General features: G+C 29.8%; 18 protein-coding genes. 12 read left to right on the top strand and 6 right to left on the bottom strand.

What is annotated here, in order from left to right:
• Nucleotides 1–46: 46 nt before the first annotated feature.
• Genes ACTNBA_RS14160 through ACTNBA_RS14150 form a run of 3 tightly spaced genes read right to left on the bottom strand, consistent with a single transcriptional unit; the run spans nucleotide 47 to nucleotide 2,644 of the window.
• A complete protein-coding gene (locus tag ACTNBA_RS14160; protein ID WP_441074857.1) occupies nucleotides 47–1,378 on the bottom strand; it encodes a hypothetical protein in 1,332 nt (443 codons plus the stop codon).
• Nucleotides 1,360–2,268 carry an ATP-binding cassette domain-containing protein gene (locus ACTNBA_RS14155; protein WP_441074856.1) on the bottom strand — a complete coding sequence of 303 codons (909 nt, stop codon included), beginning with the start codon at nucleotides 2,266–2,268 and terminating at the stop codon, nucleotides 1,360–1,362. Before ACTNBA_RS14155 ends, ACTNBA_RS14160 begins: the two co-directional genes overlap by 19 nt.
• A 1-nt stretch (nucleotide 2,269) precedes the next feature.
• Complete coding sequence (locus tag ACTNBA_RS14150; RefSeq protein WP_035131671.1) at nucleotides 2,270–2,644, bottom strand: GntR family transcriptional regulator; 375 nt, start codon at nucleotides 2,642–2,644, stop codon at nucleotides 2,270–2,272.
• A gap of 768 nt (nucleotides 2,645–3,412) precedes the next feature.
• On the opposite strand from ACTNBA_RS14150, the gene ACTNBA_RS14145 reads away from it, so the two are divergent.
• The 4 genes from ACTNBA_RS14145 to ACTNBA_RS14130 all read left to right on the top strand — a co-directional run bounded on the left by ACTNBA_RS14145 (nucleotide 3,413) and on the right by ACTNBA_RS14130 (nucleotide 7,949).
• Nucleotides 3,413–4,918 carry a YfcC family protein gene (locus ACTNBA_RS14145; RefSeq protein WP_035131673.1) on the top strand — a complete coding sequence of 502 codons (1,506 nt, stop codon included), beginning with the start codon at nucleotides 3,413–3,415 and terminating at the stop codon, nucleotides 4,916–4,918.
• 305 nt (nucleotides 4,919–5,223) lie between these two features.
• Complete coding sequence (locus ACTNBA_RS14140; RefSeq protein ID WP_441074855.1) at nucleotides 5,224–7,131, top strand: OPT family oligopeptide transporter; 1,908 nt, start codon at nucleotides 5,224–5,226, stop codon at nucleotides 7,129–7,131.
• 96 nt (nucleotides 7,132–7,227) lie between these two features.
• Nucleotides 7,228–7,596, top strand: coding sequence for a PqqD family protein (locus ACTNBA_RS14135; protein ID WP_441074854.1), 369 nt, complete (start codon nucleotides 7,228–7,230; stop codon nucleotides 7,594–7,596).
• A complete protein-coding gene (locus ACTNBA_RS14130) occupies nucleotides 7,596–7,949 on the top strand; it encodes a hypothetical protein (RefSeq protein ID WP_441074852.1) in 354 nt (117 codons plus the stop codon). The genes ACTNBA_RS14135 and ACTNBA_RS14130 overlap by 1 nt, the downstream gene beginning before the upstream one ends.
• Nucleotides 7,950–8,017: 68 nt before the next feature.
• Here the strand turns inward: ACTNBA_RS14130 and ACTNBA_RS14125 are convergent, their stop codons facing one another.
• Nucleotides 8,018–8,428, bottom strand: a complete 411-nt coding sequence (locus ACTNBA_RS14125; protein ID WP_441074850.1) for a hypothetical protein — start codon at nucleotides 8,426–8,428, stop codon at nucleotides 8,018–8,020.
• Nucleotides 8,429–8,795: 367 nt separating this feature from the next.
• Between ACTNBA_RS14125 and ACTNBA_RS14120 the strand changes: the two genes are divergently transcribed.
• The 4 genes from ACTNBA_RS14120 to ACTNBA_RS14105 all read left to right on the top strand — a co-directional run bounded on the left by ACTNBA_RS14120 (nucleotide 8,796) and on the right by ACTNBA_RS14105 (nucleotide 14,737).
• Nucleotides 8,796–9,707, top strand: coding sequence for a trans-4-hydroxy-L-proline dehydratase activase (locus ACTNBA_RS14120; RefSeq protein WP_441074983.1), 912 nt, complete (start codon nucleotides 8,796–8,798; stop codon nucleotides 9,705–9,707).
• A 3-nt stretch (nucleotides 9,708–9,710) separates the two neighbouring features.
• Entirely contained in the window at nucleotides 9,711–12,083 is a 2,373-nt protein-coding gene (gene hypD / locus ACTNBA_RS14115; protein ID WP_441074849.1) for a trans-4-hydroxy-L-proline dehydratase, read from the top strand.
• Nucleotides 12,084–12,253: 170 nt separating this feature from the next.
• Entirely contained in the window at nucleotides 12,254–13,054 is an 801-nt protein-coding gene (proC, locus tag ACTNBA_RS14110; protein ID WP_441074848.1) for a pyrroline-5-carboxylate reductase, read from the top strand.
• Nucleotides 13,055–13,315: 261 nt separating this feature from the next.
• On the top strand, nucleotides 13,316–14,737 hold the full coding sequence (locus ACTNBA_RS14105) for a DUF7948 domain-containing protein (RefSeq protein WP_441074847.1): 1,422 nt from the start codon (nucleotides 13,316–13,318) through the stop codon (nucleotides 14,735–14,737).
• A gap of 63 nt (nucleotides 14,738–14,800) precedes the next feature.
• Here ACTNBA_RS14105 and ACTNBA_RS14100 read toward each other — a convergent pair whose 3' ends face one another.
• Nucleotides 14,801–15,337, bottom strand: a complete 537-nt coding sequence (locus tag ACTNBA_RS14100) for a nitroreductase family protein (protein WP_441074845.1) — start codon at nucleotides 15,335–15,337, stop codon at nucleotides 14,801–14,803.
• 138 nt (nucleotides 15,338–15,475) lie between these two features.
• On the bottom strand, nucleotides 15,476–15,859 hold the full coding sequence (locus ACTNBA_RS14095) for a hypothetical protein (RefSeq protein ID WP_441074843.1): 384 nt from the start codon (nucleotides 15,857–15,859) through the stop codon (nucleotides 15,476–15,478).
• A 202-nt stretch (nucleotides 15,860–16,061) separates the two neighbouring features.
• Between ACTNBA_RS14095 and ACTNBA_RS14090 the strand changes: the two genes are divergently transcribed.
• The 4 genes from ACTNBA_RS14090 (at nucleotide 16,062) to ACTNBA_RS14075 (ending at nucleotide 19,511) form a co-directional block, all read left to right on the top strand.
• Complete coding sequence (locus ACTNBA_RS14090) at nucleotides 16,062–16,691, top strand: site-2 protease family protein (RefSeq protein WP_441074842.1); 630 nt, start codon at nucleotides 16,062–16,064, stop codon at nucleotides 16,689–16,691.
• 397 nt (nucleotides 16,692–17,088) lie between these two features.
• Nucleotides 17,089–17,976 (top strand): MerR family transcriptional regulator, encoded by an 888-nt coding sequence (locus ACTNBA_RS14085; RefSeq protein WP_441074841.1) that lies wholly within the window; start codon nucleotides 17,089–17,091, stop codon nucleotides 17,974–17,976.
• A gap of 119 nt (nucleotides 17,977–18,095) precedes the next feature.
• On the top strand, nucleotides 18,096–18,560 hold the full coding sequence (locus ACTNBA_RS14080; protein ID WP_441074839.1) for a pyridoxamine 5'-phosphate oxidase family protein: 465 nt from the start codon (nucleotides 18,096–18,098) through the stop codon (nucleotides 18,558–18,560).
• 231 nt (nucleotides 18,561–18,791) lie between these two features.
• Nucleotides 18,792–19,511, top strand: a complete 720-nt coding sequence (locus ACTNBA_RS14075; protein ID WP_441074838.1) for a nucleoside/nucleotide kinase family protein — start codon at nucleotides 18,792–18,794, stop codon at nucleotides 19,509–19,511.
• Nucleotides 19,512–19,667 lie beyond the last annotated feature (156 nt).

The following is a 19,667-nucleotide window of genomic DNA, read 5'->3' as shown; positions in this document are numbered from 1 at the left end:
AGCCATCTGAAAGGAGAAATTACTCCTTTTAGATGGCTTTAATTTTTTAGTTTTTAAATTTTGTACCCTTAGGATAGATTATTTCTATCCTACCATCACTGCTACCAGTCATGTGACCTGGATTACCTTTAAAGAGGGTTTTCCCTTTAAAGCAATCAAATTGAGACATTGTACCATAGGAGCTAAGAAGAATAACCTTTTGGTTTTCGTCATAGGTATAGTTAATATATAGTTTGTTATCCTCAAGTTTTGCTGTAACTATAGGGTTTTTGAAATAATTAAGATTTATATAGTCCACTTCATTGCAGGGAAGATGGTATTTTACAATAATATTTTCATAAATTTCTTCTATTGAGGAGTCGCTATAGCGAGTAGTAAAAATATTTTCTTCATCTTCATTAAATTGAGTTACTATTTCAATAGGGATATCAGTGTTAAGATTAGTTAGAGCCACTTCTATTTCTTTTTCTTCAAAATTTTTAAAGGGGTTGTCGTTAACAAAGTCTATGGAATCAGATCCCATTTCACTATTGCTATTGTATGGATAATTATGGGTAAATACACTTAAAGATATCACAATTATAAAACAGAAAAGGGCAATTCCACATAAAATAAATCTAGATTTAGTTGTATTTTTAGTCTCAGCTTTATAATATACTATAGTACTATTTATAACTACAGACAAAATAAGTAAAATTCCTAGGGTTATAGTACACTTTACAACAAATATGCCAAGGGAAGGTTCTTTAGTCCAAAAGCTAAAAAGATTTCCAATAGTAATGAACAGAGCTCCATTGTTAAAGAATGCAGCCACTACAAACATTATGAAAGTAATATAGAAATACATATGAAATTTTTTACTCAAAACATTGATTAACAAAGTCAGGGCAATTAACATGGAGCCATAGAGTAAATTAACTATAAAACCAGAGATTAAGAAAGGTAAATTTATAGGATAAGCAAAAGATATATTAGAATTTAAACTTCCAATTAATGCCCAAATGTTATATTGAATTAGGTATAAAAGTAAAGAAGTTACTGACACTTTTAATAGAGTAATGTAGTTAAACAGAGCATAAGACATAAATCTTGTTTTATTATCCTGGGGAAAAGCTTGATGTTGATTATTGAAGGAGTTATACCACAATAAAGTTCCGATGCTTATACTAATTGCTAGGAAAAGACCATTAGTGGTATAGGTCTGTAGACTGTAGGTAGTTACATCTTTAGAATAAGTGAAAATATCCATAAGAGTTGCAATTAAATCAATTGCAAAAAAGGATGCAAGTAGTATATAAATTATCCAAAGTGCCTTTTTATGCTCTTTTGAGCGTATTTTATATAGATTATTAATATTTTTTAATTGTCTTTTATCCATAACTCCTCCATGCCTCCATTATAATTATTTTCAGTCAGATAAATATATAGCTCTTCTGGACTAATTCTTGAAATATTCAAATTGTTAGTTGATATCTCTATCTCTAAAGATTCTGTAATTAAGCCTTCTATTATTGCAAAGGAGGTTATGTTACTAAAATCTTTATATAGTACTTTTTTATCTTTAATGAAATTTACTAAATTAGCAGGATTTCCATCTACTCTATAGGCAGACTCCTTTATAGTATCCATAGCTTCATATAAAACTAAAGACCCATTATTAATTATTACTAGTTCTGAAAGAATATTTTCCAACTCCGATAAAATGTGACTAGAAATAATTATAGTTCGTGGATGTTCTATATAATCTCGTAGTATGATATCATAAACAGATTTACGAGTTTTAATATCCATGCCTAAAATTGGTTCATCAAACATGGTAACCTTGGCACGACAGGAAATACCACATATAAAGTTAAATAAACTTCTCATACCTTGAGATAAATTTTTATACTTAATTTTCATTTTAAGATTAAAATGTTTTAAAAGGTTTTCTGCAAACTTAAGGTCGAAGTTAGGGTACATCATATTATAATACTCAACAATTCTACCTAGACATAAGTTAGATTCATAGGACATATTATGATAGCTATATACAATTTCCTCTAATACGGATAAATTATCCATGGGGTCTTCGCCTAAAACCATTAATTCTCCTTCAGTTTTCTCAATTAGACCTGCGCATAGTTTCATAAAAGTAGTTTTACCTGAGCCATTACTACCGATTAAACCTATGAGTTGATTTTCATTAATTTCTACAGATAGATTATCTATAGCCACTTTAGATTTATATCTTTTAAAAAGATTTCTAGCTATAATGCAAGAAGTCATATTATTTATCCTCCTTATAGTGTTTTTTTATAGTTTCAAGTACATAATCTTGAGATAAGTCTAATTTTTTTGCTGTATTGACTAGATCTTTTACCAGTTTTTCGAAGGTTTCATTTTTCCTTCTATTCATAATTTTTTTCTTTGCATTGGGAGTTATAATCATAGCTAATCCTCTTTGTTTTTCAAGAATACCTCTTCCTACTAATAAATTAATTCCCTTAGCTGCAGTAGCAGGGTTAACTGTAAGCTCTTTGGCAATTACTAATTGAGAGTAGCAAGTACCACTTTCTTCTAAAGTTCCACTAAGAATATCATCTTCAATAGCATTTGCAATTTGAACATATATAGGAACTAGGCTATTTACATCTATTTTCAAGGGTAAACCTCCTTTGTTTCAGGAACTACATTACATGAGTAATGTAGTATTGTACTTTTAGTATATTATCATTAGGAGTTAATGTCAATTTGTTTTTAAAAAATAATTGGAATATAAAAAATAATACTTTTATAATATAAATTCAAAACTTATACAAATGAACATAAAATGAATAGGAATGTGAATATGCAGGTGTAATACGGAGAATTAATAAGAAATAAGGGGTAAAAAGGGGAAAAAGAGCGAATACAAAACTTTATTTTTTTGTGATTTTATAGTAATATAATTATATAATATCGATAAATATTGACTCTCAAAGTCAAAATTTGTTGGATTTATATCTAAAATCTTAAAGTACATAGGACAAGTTATTATTTATATGTGTAAAGAAAGTTATAAGTATAATATACAATATAAAATTATTATGAAATAAATAAAGAAGATGCAAAGATGGAAATGCTGAAATTAAAGAATTTATGCCGTGAAATGGCTAAAAAATTTTTCATAGGTCTGAAAACGTTTAAAGAGTGGTGAGGACTAGAATCTTAAATTAAAGCATAAAAATTCTTAATTCATAGGATAATTATACAAAAATACATGAAAAATTCTCATTATTTCATAAAAGTGTGTATATTTAAGAGCATGTTACTAATAGAAAATCTTTATTGGCTTATGAATAAAATATTAACTATGTGCTTAAAGTAGATATAAATAATTTAAGCTACTATATGTGGCAAGCACTAATACTAAATTATTGGAGGGATTTACATGGCAAAGAATAAAAGGAAATTATCATTTCCAACTGCTTTTACAGTATTAATTATAGTACTGCTTTTAGCAGCAGCGCTAACTTATGTGATACCAGCTGGTTCATATTCAAAGTTATCTTATAATGCAGATAGCACTGTGTTTGAGATTACTGCTCCCAATGGAGATATAAAAGAAATGCCTGGTACTCAAGAAACTTTAGATGAACTTAAGGTTACTGGTGACATTTCTAAATTTGAAGATGGTAGTATTAATAAACCAGTAGCTATACCAGGTACTTATGAAAAAGTTGAACAAAGTCCACAAGGTATAATTGATATAATTCTATCACCTATTAACGGAGTATATGATACTATAGATATAATTTTATTTGTATTTATTATAGGTGGAGTTATTGGAGTATTAAATAACATTGGTGCATTTAATGCAGGGATTGCAAGTCTTTCAAGATTAACTAAAGGAAAAGAATACATATTGATAGTATTTATTACTTTCTTGATTTCTCTTGGAGGTACTACTTTTGGACTGGCAGAGGAAACAATAGCTCTGTATCCAATAATGGTTCCCGTATTCTTAGCTGCAAACTATGATGTTATGGTATGTATTGCAGCAATATACATGGGTTCTTCTATAGGAAGTATGTTCTCAACAGTAAACCCATTCTCAGTAGTTATAGGTTCTAATGCTGCTGGAATAAGCTTTACAAATGGACTTAACTTCAGAATTATTGCTTTTGTTCTTGGTACTTTAATAACTATAATATATATCTTAAGATATGCTAAGAAAGTTAAAGCAGATCCAAGTAAATCATTAACATTTGCAGACAAAGAAAAAATTGAAGCTAAATTTGCTAGTCAAGGAGAAGCACCAGAATTAACTTTAAGATTCAAAATTATATTGTTAATATTCCTTTTAACCTTTGTAGTTATGATTTATGGAGTTTCTTCTTTGGATTGGTGGTTCGCAGAAATGACAGCTCTATTCTTAGTAACTGGTATAATTATTGGATTCCTATCAAAATTAGGGGAGAAAGAGTTTGTAAACCAATTCGTAACTGGAGCTGCTGATTTAATGAGTGTTGCATTAGTTATAGGGGTTGCTAGAAGTATTAACCTTGTATTAGAAAATGGTATGATTTCTGATACTATACTTAACTTCTTCTCTAACGCTATAGCAGGTATGAATGGAAATATATTTATAGTGCTAATGCTTTTAATATTTATAGTGCTTGGATTCTTTATTCCTTCTTCATCAGGATTGGCTGTTCTATCCATTCCAATTATGGCTCCTCTTGCAGATTCAGTTGGACTTTCAAGAGATGTTATAATTTCAGCCTATGTATACGGATTAGGATTAATTTCCTTTATTACTCCAACGGGATTGATCCTTGCAACATTAGAGATGGTTGATGTAACTTATGACAAGTGGTTAAAATTTATCATGCCGCTAATGGGATATATAGCAGCATTTAGTGCAATAATGCTATTAATACAAGTTAACTTTTAATTTGAAATAGTAAAACTTTATAGAATTTTAAAATATACCTCCTAGGATAGGCTAATTATAGTCTATCCTAGGGGGTATTTATATATATATATGATAGTTATTTCTTTTGATTTAGCAATACAAGAAATAAAAGTTGTTATAGTTAAATATTTAACATAAATAATAATTTATAAAAAATATTAACTATAAATAGTATATTAGTTATAAGTTTCATAAAAAATAATATAATGTAATATAGCATATTGTAAAACAAAACAAGGGATGCTACAATATGTAATAAGATGAATATATAGGGAGGGAATTTGATGAAAAAAGAAGACAGTTTTAAACCGTTCATTTCTGCTGAAAAAGTCGTACCCGAATTTACATTAACATCTATTATTTTAGGAATTTTACTGGCAGTACTTTTTGGTGGAGCCAATGCTTACTTAGGTCTTAGAGTTGGTATGACAGTATCAGCTTCAATTCCAGCAGCGGTTATCTCAATGGGAGTTATACGTGTTATTCTAAGAAAAGACTCCATTCTTGAAAACAACATAGTTCAGACAATTGGTTCTGCTGGTGAATCACTTGCAGCTGGAGCTATTTTCACATTACCAGCATTATTTATGTGGGCATCAGAATGGGGAGCAGAAGCACCATCTTTGCTGGAAATTGGAATTATCGCACTTTGTGGTGGTATTCTCGGTGTTTTATTTATGGTACCACTTCGTAAAGCTCTTATTGTTGAAGAACATGGAGTGCTCCCGTATCCAGAAGGAACTGCTTGTGCAGAAGTTCTACTTGCTGGTGAACAGGGAGGAGCAAAATCTTCTACAGTATTTGCAGGTCTTGGAATAGCTGCATTATACAAATTTATTGCTGATGGATTAAAGTTATTTCCAAGTGAAGTACATTATGAACTTACAGGCTATAAGGGATCTGGAGTAGGTATAGACGTACTTCCAGCACTAGCAGGAGTAGGTTATATATGTGGACCTAAGATATCTGCATACATGTTATCTGGTGGAATAGTTGCATGGTTTGTATTAATGCCATTAATTAGTTTATTTGGTGGAGATGCAGTTATATATCCAGGTGCAGATCCTATAAGTGCTATGGATTCATTTACGATTTGGAGCAAATATATCCGTTACATCGGTGCAGGTGCTGTTGCAATGGGTGGTATTTTAAGCTTAGTGAAGTCACTACCATTAATTGTGAAAACATTTAGGCAAGCGATGAAGAGCTATGGTAGAAGTAACACTATTAGTGACCTTAGAACAGAACAAGACTTACCTATGAAAGGTATTTTAGCAGCTTGTTTAATAATTATTATATTAATGTGGCTAGTACCTGTAATTCCTGTAAATCTAGTTGGTGCAATTATAATTGTAGTATTTGGATTCTTCTTTGCTACAGTATCTTCTAGAATGGTAGGATTAGTAGGAAGTAGTAATAACCCAGTATCAGGAATGGCAATTGGAACATTATTGTTTGCAACAATTATTTTAAAAGCTACAGGAACTATTGGACAAGAGGGTATGACTGCTGCAATCGCAATTGGTTCAATTATATGTATTATAGCAGCTATTGCTGGTGATACATCACAGGATTTAAAAACTGGTTATATCATTGGTGCAACACCTAAAAAACAACAAATCGGCGAGTTAATTGGAGTGCTAGTATCTGCCATAGCTATAGGTGGAGTGTTATACCTATTAAATAAGGCATGGGGTTATGGTTCTACAGAATTACCAGCGCCACAGGCAACATTAATGAAGATGGTAGTAGAAGGTGTAATGGAAGGAAATCTTCCTTGGGCACTAGTATTTGCAGGTGCAGGTATTGCAATTGTAATTGAGATACTAGGAATTCCAGTATTACCATTTGCTGTAGGACTTTATTTACCAATTCACTTAAGTACACCAATTATGGCTGGTGGATTAGTAAGATTATACTTTGATAAGAAGAAAAATGTTTCAGAAGAAGAAAGAGGTCAAGTGGTTGAGAATGGTATTTTATATACCTCAGGTTTAATTGCTGGTGAAGGATTAGTAGGTATTTTACTTGCAGTATTTGCAATTATCCCAATTGGAGCATCTACTCTTGGTGATGTAATTAATATTTCAGAAACTATAAGTTTAGGTAATATTGGTGGTTTAATCTTCTTCTTGTTCTTAATATTCACAATATTCAAATTCAGTGCATCTAAAAAGAAGATTAGAAAATAGAAATTATTTCTTGCAATAGTCTATTAAAATAAAAAATAAGTTATCCGACCTAGGGAAAACCTAGGCCGGATATTATTTAATAGGAAGTGAATAGTCATGTTAAATAAAGAAAAAAGTGCACAGAAGGAAAATTATTTAGATTACATTCCAAAGAAAAATGAAGAGTATACTTGGTCTGTAAATGAAAAAAAACTAGTAGTAGTAGATATACCTAATAAAGGAATTCATAATAGAATTGCTCAAAAATTCTTCCACAAACCTAAAGTTAGTCATATAGAGCTAGATGCCTATGGAACTTTTATATGGAATTATATTGATGGAATAAATACAATTTTTGGAATTTCGGAAGAGGTAAAGAAATACTTTGGTAAAGAAGCGGAACCTTTACTAAACCGTTTAGTAAAATTTTTTCAAATTCTTCACGAGAATAAGTTTATTCTTTACCTAGGGAAGGAGAATAAATAATGCCAAATGGAATGCAGACGATTATAGGTATTTTATTATTTGCAGTAGCTACTGCTATTATATATGCATGGGGACTAAAAAAAACAGGTGCACAACAGAAGGATCTTTTACAAATCTTATATAGCAAGGGTGCCCAAAAAGTAATTAAGAAGTTAAAAACACAAAAGTTCATTACAAAATCGGAAATAGAGCAAGAAGTTTTAGGCGTTACAGCTTCCCAATTCTATAGCAGAAAAAAAGCTGTAGTCACTGACAAAAAAGAATTTACAAGAACTTTAATAGAATTTATGATGAATAAAAATCTTATTATGGAAGATATTGAGAGTAATAAAAGGGTATATAAATTAAGATAATAAAAATAAATTAAATATAACAAAAGTGTGCACAATCATAGGATTTTGCACACTTTTTATATAACTAATTATAAAGTTTTTGGTGGTTTTCTCCAAAGAGTTTCATTTACTGCTCTTACAGTTTTAGTAAACTTTTCACAAGTAACAGAAATTTCTATTTTTTCTTCTGAAGATAACCTTTCACTAGAGAATAATCTCTTTACTCCATAGCCAAAGCCTAAGGTTCCAAAGCCGAACTGCATTTCAGGAATTCTACCTTTGCTTAGATTCATTTCCATCGGTTTTTGATTTTTTAGTATATCTTGCTTAGTTTCGGCAGGATGTTTATCCCAGAAGTACTTATATTCAGGATTTAATTTATATGCAGTTTCATGAACTTCCTTAAATAAAGTGAACTTTACATAAATATTATTCATGGCATTTTCTAATCTTTTTCTTGCTTTTGCATTTGCTTTTTCAATCTTTTTTTCCTTTGACATTAAAATTCCTCCAAAATCACTATATGTATATAATAATTAGTATTCAAACAAATAATAAGGTATAAATATCATTATATATAGAATTCTATGCAAATGCAAACTTTTACACAGTCATGTGAAGAATTATGTGCTACAATGGTTGCCGCAGTAATTGATTAAAGTTAGTCTATCAAATTAAAGATATAGTAAGAATAAAAAAATGTATGAAGTTTTATAGATTTACAACATATTTATGAAAATATATTATTTGACATTGGATATAATAAATTTTATAATTAAAGTGAAAATATAATTAAATAAATTCACGTATATGAATTTATTTTTAAGAGTATAAATTTTATTTATCAATGTGAGTTGAGGTGATATGTTGAACTTGCCAAAGATTATTAATATTCAAAAGTATTCTATCCATGATGGGAATGGAATTCGTACCACCATTTTTTTCAAGGGATGTCCACTATCTTGTCTATGGTGTCATAATCCAGAAAGTCAAAATTATAGTGAAGAACTTATGTACAATGAAGAAAAATGTACAGGGTGTATGGCATGTATAGATAGTTGTCCTCAAAGGGCAATTTCAAAAGAAGAAAAATGCGTTGTTACAGATAAAATCAAGTGTGATCTTTGTAAGGAATGTATTGACTATTGTGTAAATAATGCTCGTGAAATTGTGGGGAAAGAATATACAGTAGCACAGCTTGTTAAGGAAGCAGAAAAAGATAGAATGTTTTATGAGGAATCAAGTGGAGGGATTACATTATCTGGCGGAGAGGTTATGACTCAAAACATGGACTATATAGAAGAATTATTAAAAAAGTTGAAGAAAAAGGGATATAACATTGCCATTGATACTTGTGGTCAAGCTCCCTATGAAAATTATAATAGAATACTTAAGTATGTAGATACTTTTTTATATGATATAAAACTTATGGATAATGAAAAGCATATAAAATATATAGGAAAGTCTAATAATCTTATTCTTGAAAACTTAAAAAAGTTAAGTGAAGCTGGAGCAAATATCAATATAAGGATACCCTTGGTAGAAGGGGTTAATGCAGATGATGAATCTATAGAAGAATTAATAAAATTTTTAAAGAAAAATATAAATGTACATAAGATAAATTTACTTCCTTATCATAATACAGGGAAGAGCAAATATGAAAGACTTCAAAAGGTCTATGAAGGAGTTAACTTTGAAGCACCTAGTAAGGAAAGAATGGAGACTGTAAAGGGGAAATTTGAAAAGGCTGGATTTATAAATATAAAAATAGGAGGTTAATTCATGGAAAGAGGCATGAATGAAAGAATAAAAAAATTAAGGACTCAAAGTGTAAACACTGTTCCTCATATATACATGGAGAGAGCTAAGCTAATGACTGAGGCCTATAAGAAGTATGAAGGTTCTGTATCGATTCCAGAAATGAGAGCTTTAGCATTTAAGTATTTTATGGAGAACAAAACTTTATGCATTAATGATGGGGAACTTATAGTTGGAGAAAAAGGAGATGGACCACAGGCAGCTCCAACATTTCCAGAACTATGTTGTCATACCCTTGAAGATATGCACATAATGAATGATAGAGAATTAATTTGCTTTAAAGTAAATGAAGAGGATTTAATAACTCAGGAGGAAGAAATTATTCCTTACTGGGAAAAAAGATCTATTAGAAATAAAATTATAAATGCCATGAGTGATAAGTGGAAGTCATGTTATGAAAGTGGAATTTTTACTGAGTTCATGGAGCAAAGAGGTCCAGGTCATACAGTAGGCTCTGAAAATATATACAAAAAAGGATTTTTAGATTATAAAAATGAAATTAAGGAAGCTATATGTAAATTGGATTTTTTAAATGACAAAGAAGCATTTTCTAAAAGAGAGCAACTAAATGCTATGAGTATTAGCTGTGATGCTATTATGATTCTAGGAGACAGATATGCTAAATATGCTAGAGATCTAGCTAGCAAAGAAACAGATGCTAGAAGAAAAAAGGAGCTGCTTCAAATTGCAGAGAACTGTGAAGTAGTACCAGCCCATGCTCCAAGGACTTACTGGCAAGCAATACAGATGTATTGGTTTGTTCATTTAGGAGTAACTACAGAATTAAACCCTTGGGATGCATATAGTCCAGGGAGACTTGACCAACACTTAAATCCTTTCTATGAAAGAGATGCAGAGGAAGGTATTTTAGATGAAGATAAGGCTAAGGAACTTTTGGAATGTCTATGGATTAAGTTTAATAATCAACCATCACCTCCAAAAGTAGGAGTAACATTAAAGGAAAGTGGTACCTACACTGACTTTGCTAACATTAACACTGGTGGAATTACACCTGAAGGGCAAGATGGAGTAAATGAAATAAGTTATTTAATCCTAGATTGCATGGATGAAATGCAGCTACTTCAGCCAAGCTCCAATGTACAAATCAGTAAGAAAACCCCTAAGAGATTCCTAAAAAGGGCTTGTGAAATATCTAGAGAGGGATGGGGTCAACCTGCCTTTTATAATACAGAGGCCATTGTACAAGAACTTCTTAATGCAGGTAAATCCATAGAGGATGCAAGAAGAGGTGGTACTAGTGGATGTGTTGAAACTGGAGCATTTGGAAATGAAGCTTATATTTTAACAGGATACTTTAACCTACCGAAGATATTAGAATTAACATTATTTAATGGATATGATAAAGTAAGTGGTAAGCAACTAGGATTAGAATTAGGATATGCTAAGGACTTTAAAAATTATGAAGAGTTATTTAGTGCTTATAAAAAACAAATAGAGTATTTTGCAGATATAAAGATAGAAGGAAGTAATATCATTGAAAAAATATATGCAGATTATATGCCTGCACCTTTTCTTTCAATTATAACTAATGATTGCATAAGAAAAGGAAAAGACTACAATGCAGGGGGAGCTCGTTACAATACTAACTATATACAAGGGGTTGGTATAGGAACTATTACTGATTCTCTAGCTGCTATAAAATATAATGTCTATGATAAAAAGAAATTTACCATGGGAAAATTGATAGAAGCCATAGAAAATAACTTTAAAGGCAATGAGATAATTGCAAATTTAGTTAGAAATAAAACTCCAAAATACGGTAATGACGATGATTATGCTGATGAAATCATGACATCAGTATTTGATGCGTATAATAAAATAATAACTGGTAGACCAAATGTTAAAGGTGGATGTTATAGAATCAATATGCTACCTACAACTTGTCACGTTTACTTTGGAGAGGTGATGATAGCTAGTCCAAATGGTCGTCTTGCTCATAAACCAGTATCAGAAGGGATATCACCTGAAAAGGGAGCAGATACAAATGGACCAACAGCAGTTATAAAATCAGCATCTAAGATGGATCATCTAAGAACTGGAGGAACTCTTTTAAACCAAAAATTCACTCCAAGTGTAGTAGCAGGAGAAGAAGGACTAGACCACATGGCTAACTTAGTAAGAGCTTACTTCAATATGGATGGACATCATATTCAATTCAATGTAATTGATAGAGAAACCTTAATAGAAGCGCAAAGACATCCTGAGGATTACAAGGATTTAATAGTAAGAGTTGCAGGTTACAGTGACCACTTCAGAAATCTAAGCAAAGAACTTCAGGATGAAATAATAAACAGAACAGAACAGCGATTCAACTGACACTCCAAATCTATGATTTGGTTAGTGGAAGTTACTCCTTCAAACGTATGTGAGAAGGAGTGTCCTTTAAAAGAAGAGAATCTTTGATTTAGTTAGCGGAAGTTACTCCACCGAGTGAATGCGAGGCGGAGTATATTATAAAAAAATATAAATATAAAGGGGTCTTTAAAATGGCAATGAAGTTAGGATTTATTGGTTGTGGCAATATGGCAAAAGCTATGATCGGAGGAATTATTTCATCTAAGATTCTTAGTGCAGAGGAAATTATAGCTTCTGATTCATATGCTGAAGGATTAGCTAACACAAATAAGGAGCTAGGCATAAATATTACTGCTGATAATAAAGAAGTAGCAATGAATAGTCATGTGGTAGTTTTATCTATAAAGCCTCAATATTATGATAATGTAATTAAAGAAATTTCATCTGTGATTAAGGATGAAACTATCATAGTAACTATAGCACCAGGTCAAAGTCTTGAAAAATTACAAGGTCAATTTGGAAGAGCTGTGAAGATAGTTAGAACTATGCCAAATACGCCAGCTCTTGTAGGAGAAGGAATCACTGGAGTGTGTAAAAATGCTTTAGTCAGTGAAGAAGAATTAAATTATATATGTAATATTTTAAGTGGCTTTGGAAAAGCAGAAGTTGTAGAGGAAAGAATGATGGATGCCGTGATGGCTGTAAGTGGAAGCTCACCAGCTTATATATTTATGTTTATAGAAGCCATGGCAGATGCAGCGGTAATGGAAGGTATGCCAAGGGATAAAGCTTACAAATTTGCAGCTCAAGCAGTTTATGGCAGTGCTAAGATGGTAATGGAAACAGGTAAACATCCAGGAGAATTAAAGGATATGGTATGTTCTCCAGGAGGCACGACTATAGAAGCAGTAAGAGTTTTAGAAGAAAGAGGTTTACGTAGCAGTGTCATTGAAGCTATGAAGGCATGTGTAGAAAAGGCGGGGAAAATGTAGATTTATTAAAGTTATCTCCTGTCTATTGATATCCCCAACATGTTAAGTTATTATCACTCTTTAATATGTTACAGTAGACAGTTAACCTTAAATTACAACACACAAATAATGAAAAAGAACTATAGGAAGGATATGTGTCCTTCCTATAGTTCTTTTTGAATAAAAATTTATTATAATTATGAATTTAGCTTCACATATAATTTTAGTTTGGAATACATTAATAATGATAAACTTTTAAATGAATTAAAAAGGAGTTTTAGAATGTTGAATGATATGGATGAGAAAGTAAATTCAAATAATATTTATCCCTTTGAATTTAATAATGGACAGAATCACAAAGATGTAAAATATACAGTTACTAATGATGGATATATTATAATGTTTCTTAAAAATGAGATAATTATGGGGCTCAAAGATACTAATAGTGTAACAACACTTAATTACGATGAAGAACAATTAAAGGAAACTAAGAATACCGAAACTATTAATTTTTTTAAGATATTACTTAAGAATTCATTACCTGATGTTGAAATAATTGGAGAAGGTGAAGGTGATGAAAAGAAAAATTATTTTGATTTTGATGTACCTGATGAAGAAGTTATAGATGTACCTACTTATTCACAAATAAGGTATAAAGGAATTTATCACGGTATAGATTTATGTTTTGACTTTAATAATGGGGAGCTAGATTATAAATTTATACTTCAGCAAGGAACAAATCCAGAAATTATTAATATGACTTTTGAAGGCATAGACAGCATTAAATTAGATAGAGATAAAAATGCAGAAGTTAATATAAAAGAATGTAAGTTATCAGTTCTAAAATCTAGTGCTTATCAAAGTTATAGTGAAATAAATATAGAAGTAGCTAGTGAATTTAAGATTGAGGGAGATAGTTTATATATAAATGTAGGTCATTATGATAAAACTCTTCCTCTAGTTATTAAATCAGCACTATCATACTTCACATATATGAGAGGAGAAAGTGATGGTATGGAATATATAATAGAAAATGATAGCATAGAAAACATTGAAGTAAAGGATATAACAAATTCTTCTGATATAATGACTGATAGTCAAGGTGATTTACCAGTGGAGGAACCAAAGGAATCCAATATTAAAGGAGAAAGTGTTGACTGTGAAATGAATGTTTTGGATAGGGGGCATCATAAAGAACCAGACATTGAAGATGTTTATAATATTATTACAAATCCACGTTATGGATTAGCAGAGATAAAAAGAGAAGTTAGAGCTATAGAAAGAAATGTTAAGGAGACCATATGTAGATTAGAAGCTAGAAATAGAGAAATCCAATGTAAACTAGACTGTATAATAGCTTGTATGAATTGTAAAAGAAAGTTTGCTTTAACTACTGGTAGAGTAAGAAGAGAATGTAGAATAGCTAATTTATTTATTAATATAAGAAATAATTCTAGGACCCCAGTAGAATTAGAAATACGTAGAAAAAATATATGTAATGATAGAAGTAGGGTTTGCACTATTTGTATAACAGTAGGACCATGCTCATGTAAGGAAGTTATTTTCCGTAACATTCCAGATACCTATGAAATAGAAATTAGGGGAGTTACAGAAGATGTAAGAATAAGAGTAACGGAAGTATGTTGTGGAGATAATGGTTCTAGCAGACCAATAAGATTATGTAGAATACCTGATCCAAGTTAAAACTAACTATTTTATAATTTTAATAAAAGGCTAACTCAGAATTTTGAGTTAGCCTTCTTATAATTACTCTATTACTTTTAAAATAGTATCTGCAAACTTACGTTTTGGCATTGCTACTTCTTCATCAAAATACCCAATAGGAATAACTGAAACAATTTCCTCTGTATCAGGGATTCCAACAATTTCAGTTACCTTTGCTTCATCAAAGATACCTAGAATAACTGTACCTAGACCTAGTTCTTTAGCTTTTAATAAGAAAATCATGTTAGATAATCCGCAATCATACATTTGCCAACCATCACCCTTAGCAGAGTCAAAGCCACCATCACGAGTATAACCAGATCTAAATTTAACTACACTAGATACTATAATAACAGGAGCGCTTTTACATGAAGGTTTATTAAAGTCAGGCATTGCTTCTATTATTGCTTCCTTTACTTTAGCATCTTTAATTGCATAGTAACGAGTTACTTGAGAATTTTTCCAAGACGGAGCATAAGCAGCAGCGTTTACTATCTCCTCTATAATATCATTACTTACTTTTTTTGAGTTAAAGTTACGAATACTTCTTCTTGTTTCTATACACTTTTGAAATTCCATAATCAAACACCCTTTAATCTTTCTGTTTATATTTAGTTTTATTAGATTTAGATAAAATAATCAATCTTTTAAGTTACCAAATCTAAGAAAAACCTAATTTCATTACCTATTATAGTATAGGATAGCAAGGCCATGCAACTAAGAATTTTTTCTTTTTAAAATTATACGTAAATAAATGTAATAAATTAATAGTAATAATGATAAAATAACTACTACAAATATAAAGTAAGTCCCTTCAGTAAAATATTTTGATGAATAGGGATAAAAAACTAATAGTGAACCTGTTATCAAATGAAATAATCCTTCTAACCTAAGGTATTTTTTTCTATTATCTATTACATATTTTCTTTCAGTATACTTTATAGAGCGTTTTAGATTCCAATTAGGTTTATTTAAAAAAGCGCATACACTTATATATATATAGTAGAAACCAGGTAAGGTAAGTATATAATTTGAATCAAGTTTTAAAACTAAAATTAGTATTCCGCTAATAATAAGAACTAAAATTGTTATTATATCCATAAAAATCTCCTTTATTATTTTATAATTCTATAACCATATTATATATTATATAGTAAAAAATAGAAAAAGACAATAATGATAAAATAATACCAATATGTGAACATAATAAATTACTTATTGAAAATGTAACAAATAAATAATAATATACTATATAAAGAAGCAATATGTAGTAAAATAGGAATTCAAAAGGAGCAAAGTAATTATGAATATAAAAGAACTAATTTATCTTATACCGGCTATTCTTATTGCAGTATCTCTTCATGAATTTGCCCATGGGTATGTGTCTTATAAGCTAGGAGATCCAACACCAAAGGTAACGGGACGTCTTTCACTAAATCCATTAGCACACTTGGATCCAGTAGGAACACTATGCCTTTTATTCTTTCGATTCGGATGGGCAAAACCTGTACAAGTAAACCCATATTATTATAAGGATAAAAGAAAGGGCATGGCACTGGTAGGATTAGCAGGTCCTATGATGAACTTTTTAATAGCTCTTATATGTGCTTTTGTTATGGAAATAATTCTAAAAATCACAGGAGGCTATGGTGGAGATGTGATTTTGTTCATATTCAAGCTTCTTAACTATACTTATATAATCAATATAGGATTAGGCGTGTTTAATTTGATACCATTCCCACCACTAGATGGTGCCAAAATTATTGGAGCCTTATTACCAGAGGAGAAATACTTTAAGTTTATGAAGTATGAAAGATATGGTCAATTAATTATATTTGCATTACTAATGTTTAATTTTTTAGATATCCCGTTAGACTTGGCAAGAAAAGGATTAGACAGTATTATTTGGGGCATTGTGAAGCTAGTTGTATAATTTAATTACATTATAATTGAGATTAGACAAAGAAGTTTTCTGATTATTAAATATAAAAAAGGATTCGTTAGATTAGTTTAATTAAGAGTTAAAAAGATTGTAAGTAAGTTTTGGACTTATATTTTATTGAAGGATAAGATAAAGTTATATCGAATATATGCATAGGAAACTATCTACATAGTTTCCTATGTTAAATTTTTAAAAGTTATATAGATAAAATTTTAAAATGTTAACTATTTAAATAGTTGTTGGCCCCATGGGGCTTTAGAGGATTTTCATGGTTAAATTAGGTGACAGTACATAGATAAATTTTGTATTTTTACTAAAAATCATTGACATTCAAGTAGATGTAAGGTGTTTAATATATTTAAAATTATTCACATAAAGGAGACCATAGATGAAAATAAAAGAGTTTAAAAATGGTGAAATTTCATTAACAGCTCAGCTGTTTGGTACTTTAATGCTTAGTGGGCCATTATTGTGGCTTTGGCTTAATATTACTAATAAAAATTATGATTCTATAGGGCTTAATAGCATCATGGCAATATTTAGTACAGTAATATTAACTTTAACTTGGAGAAAATATTTAAAGCAACCTAATAAAAAGACTAAAGGTACAGCCTCTGTATTTTTAATTTCAATTCTTGAAATAGTTTTAACTATTTCAATTTTTGTGGGTATAGGGACGTTACAAGAAGCTATATTTGTACCAAAGAATTATTTAATGTTTATATTTAAACCACCATATAGTTATTTTATCTTCTTCTATGAAATAGAATTAATTGCATTTTTAATATCAAGAGTGTATAAAAAAATAAAGAATATAGAGTTAAAATGGACTGTAGACTTTTGCAATTTTGTAAAGAAGAATATATTTGTAACTATTATTATAAATATTCTTCTACTATATGTGTGCATTACTGGCATTACTGTGGTAACAGAAAATAAGATTACTGACTATAGTTTTTATAATCCAATGGGGACAACCTATTCCTATGAAGATATTTCTAAGGTTGCAGCTGGATTTAATGGAAAGAAGTTTGGCATTTTTCCAAAAGGAGCAGGTGAATTTTATTATACTGTATTCTTTAATGATGGTAATAAAGTAAATTTTTATCAAGCTAATAGTGAATTTGAAGACACTTATTTAGAACTTGAAGTATTTGATAAGCTTATTATGAACAATGGTAAGGTTGAAAAGACATCATCTAAAGAAAATTATGAACTATGTGATTTTGATCAAAGGTATGTAGATAGATTTTTGAGGATAATTGATAATAAGTAATTTGAAAATGTCGGAGATAATTAAGGTTTAATTATTTCCGGGGAAAGTTATTTTAGTAGTTTTGTGTAGGTATTTTTAGTCTGTTAATATTATGAAGAAAATTTAAAGGAGTTGTGTATATGTTTAGAGAAATGAGAAAAAAGGATAGAGAAGTTCTTGGTGAGGACATAGAAAAAATTTTAACTAATGGAGAATATGGAGTTTTAGCAACGATTAGTGAAAATGGATATCCTTATACTGTACCATTAAGCTATGTTTACCAAGATAACTCAATATATTTTCACTGTGCTAAAGAAGGGCATAAGCTTGATAATATTGAAAAAAATTACAAAGTATCCTTTTGTGTTGTTACAGATACTGAAGTATTACCAGGAAAGTTTAGTACAAATTACAAAAGCATCATAGCTTTTGGAGAAGCAAAGGAACTAACTGGAGTTCTAAAGAGAGATATTTTATTTAAATTTATTGAAAAATATTCTCAAAGCTTCATAGAAGAAGGTAAAAGATATATTGAAAGAGCACAAGATAGTGCAAAAATAGTAGAAATTGAAATAGAACATATTACTGGGAAATCTAGAGGATAATAAGATTAATGAATTTAAGATTAATAGTATAATCTTAATTATTAAAATGCTATGTTGAGAACAACATAGCATTTTATTTAGCTAGTATTTATTATAGAATAAATTAACTTATATATACATTATATTGAAGTAAATGTTACAATTAGAATATATTAAATTTAAAACCTATATTAAATATTTTTGAAAACAAATGCAGTAATAACTTATCAGTCATATTATTAAAGTAAGACAATGAAAATTAGAATTTATATATTCGTTGTAACATTAGATGGAGGAATAAAGTTGGAATGTGATGAATTAATTGAGTATATAACAAAAAAATTAGCTGCTCAGAAGTTAATTATAAAAGATAGATGCTTGATAGTTGGAATTGATGGACAAGGATGTTCGGGAAAATCCACTTTATCGCAAAATATTAAAAATTCCCTATTAGCATCAGGAGTTAAAACTGAAGTAGTTTCAATTGATGACTTCTGTAATAAAAAAGCTACACGTTATTCTGATGAATTACCATGCTGGAAACAACAATATCATAATAATTTTGATTATATGAAGTTTGAAAATGATATTTTAAAACAAGCTAGAATAACAGGTAAAATAGATTTTAGTGATTTCGTTTTAGATACTCTAAAGGATGAATATGCAAAAAAATTAGATGTTTCTTTAGGCAGTGAGGGGATACTCATAATTGAGGGTATATTTATATTTAAAAATGAATTTAAGAAATATTATGATTATAGTATTATGCTTGTAGTTGAAACAGATGAGCAATTAAGACGAGCTTCAGAAAGAGATATATTTAAGAATGATAGCTTAAAAGTGTTATTAAATAAATATAATGATAGATATATTCCTGCGTATAAATTATATGAAAAGATTGATAACCCTTATTCCTTTGTAGATTTAATTATAGATAATACTAATGTGGATATGCCTAATATAATTAAATAAAGTAAATTATCATACAAAATCATAGGAGGAAATACATGAATAAAATAGCATTCCTGTTATAAAGCTAAATGAACTTTGAAAAAAAGAAACTCCACTGATAAAATACTGGGTATAAGGACTTGCAAGTCTTATCCCTAATTAATAATTATCAGTGGA

The sequence above is a fragment of the Clostridium sulfidigenes genome (assembly GCF_052067195.1).
Lineage (GTDB): Bacteria > Bacillota > Clostridia > Clostridiales > Clostridiaceae > Clostridium_J > Clostridium_J sulfidigenes.
Note: the sequence above shows the minus strand (reverse complement) of the source record. Positions and strands in the feature narration are given on the sequence as shown.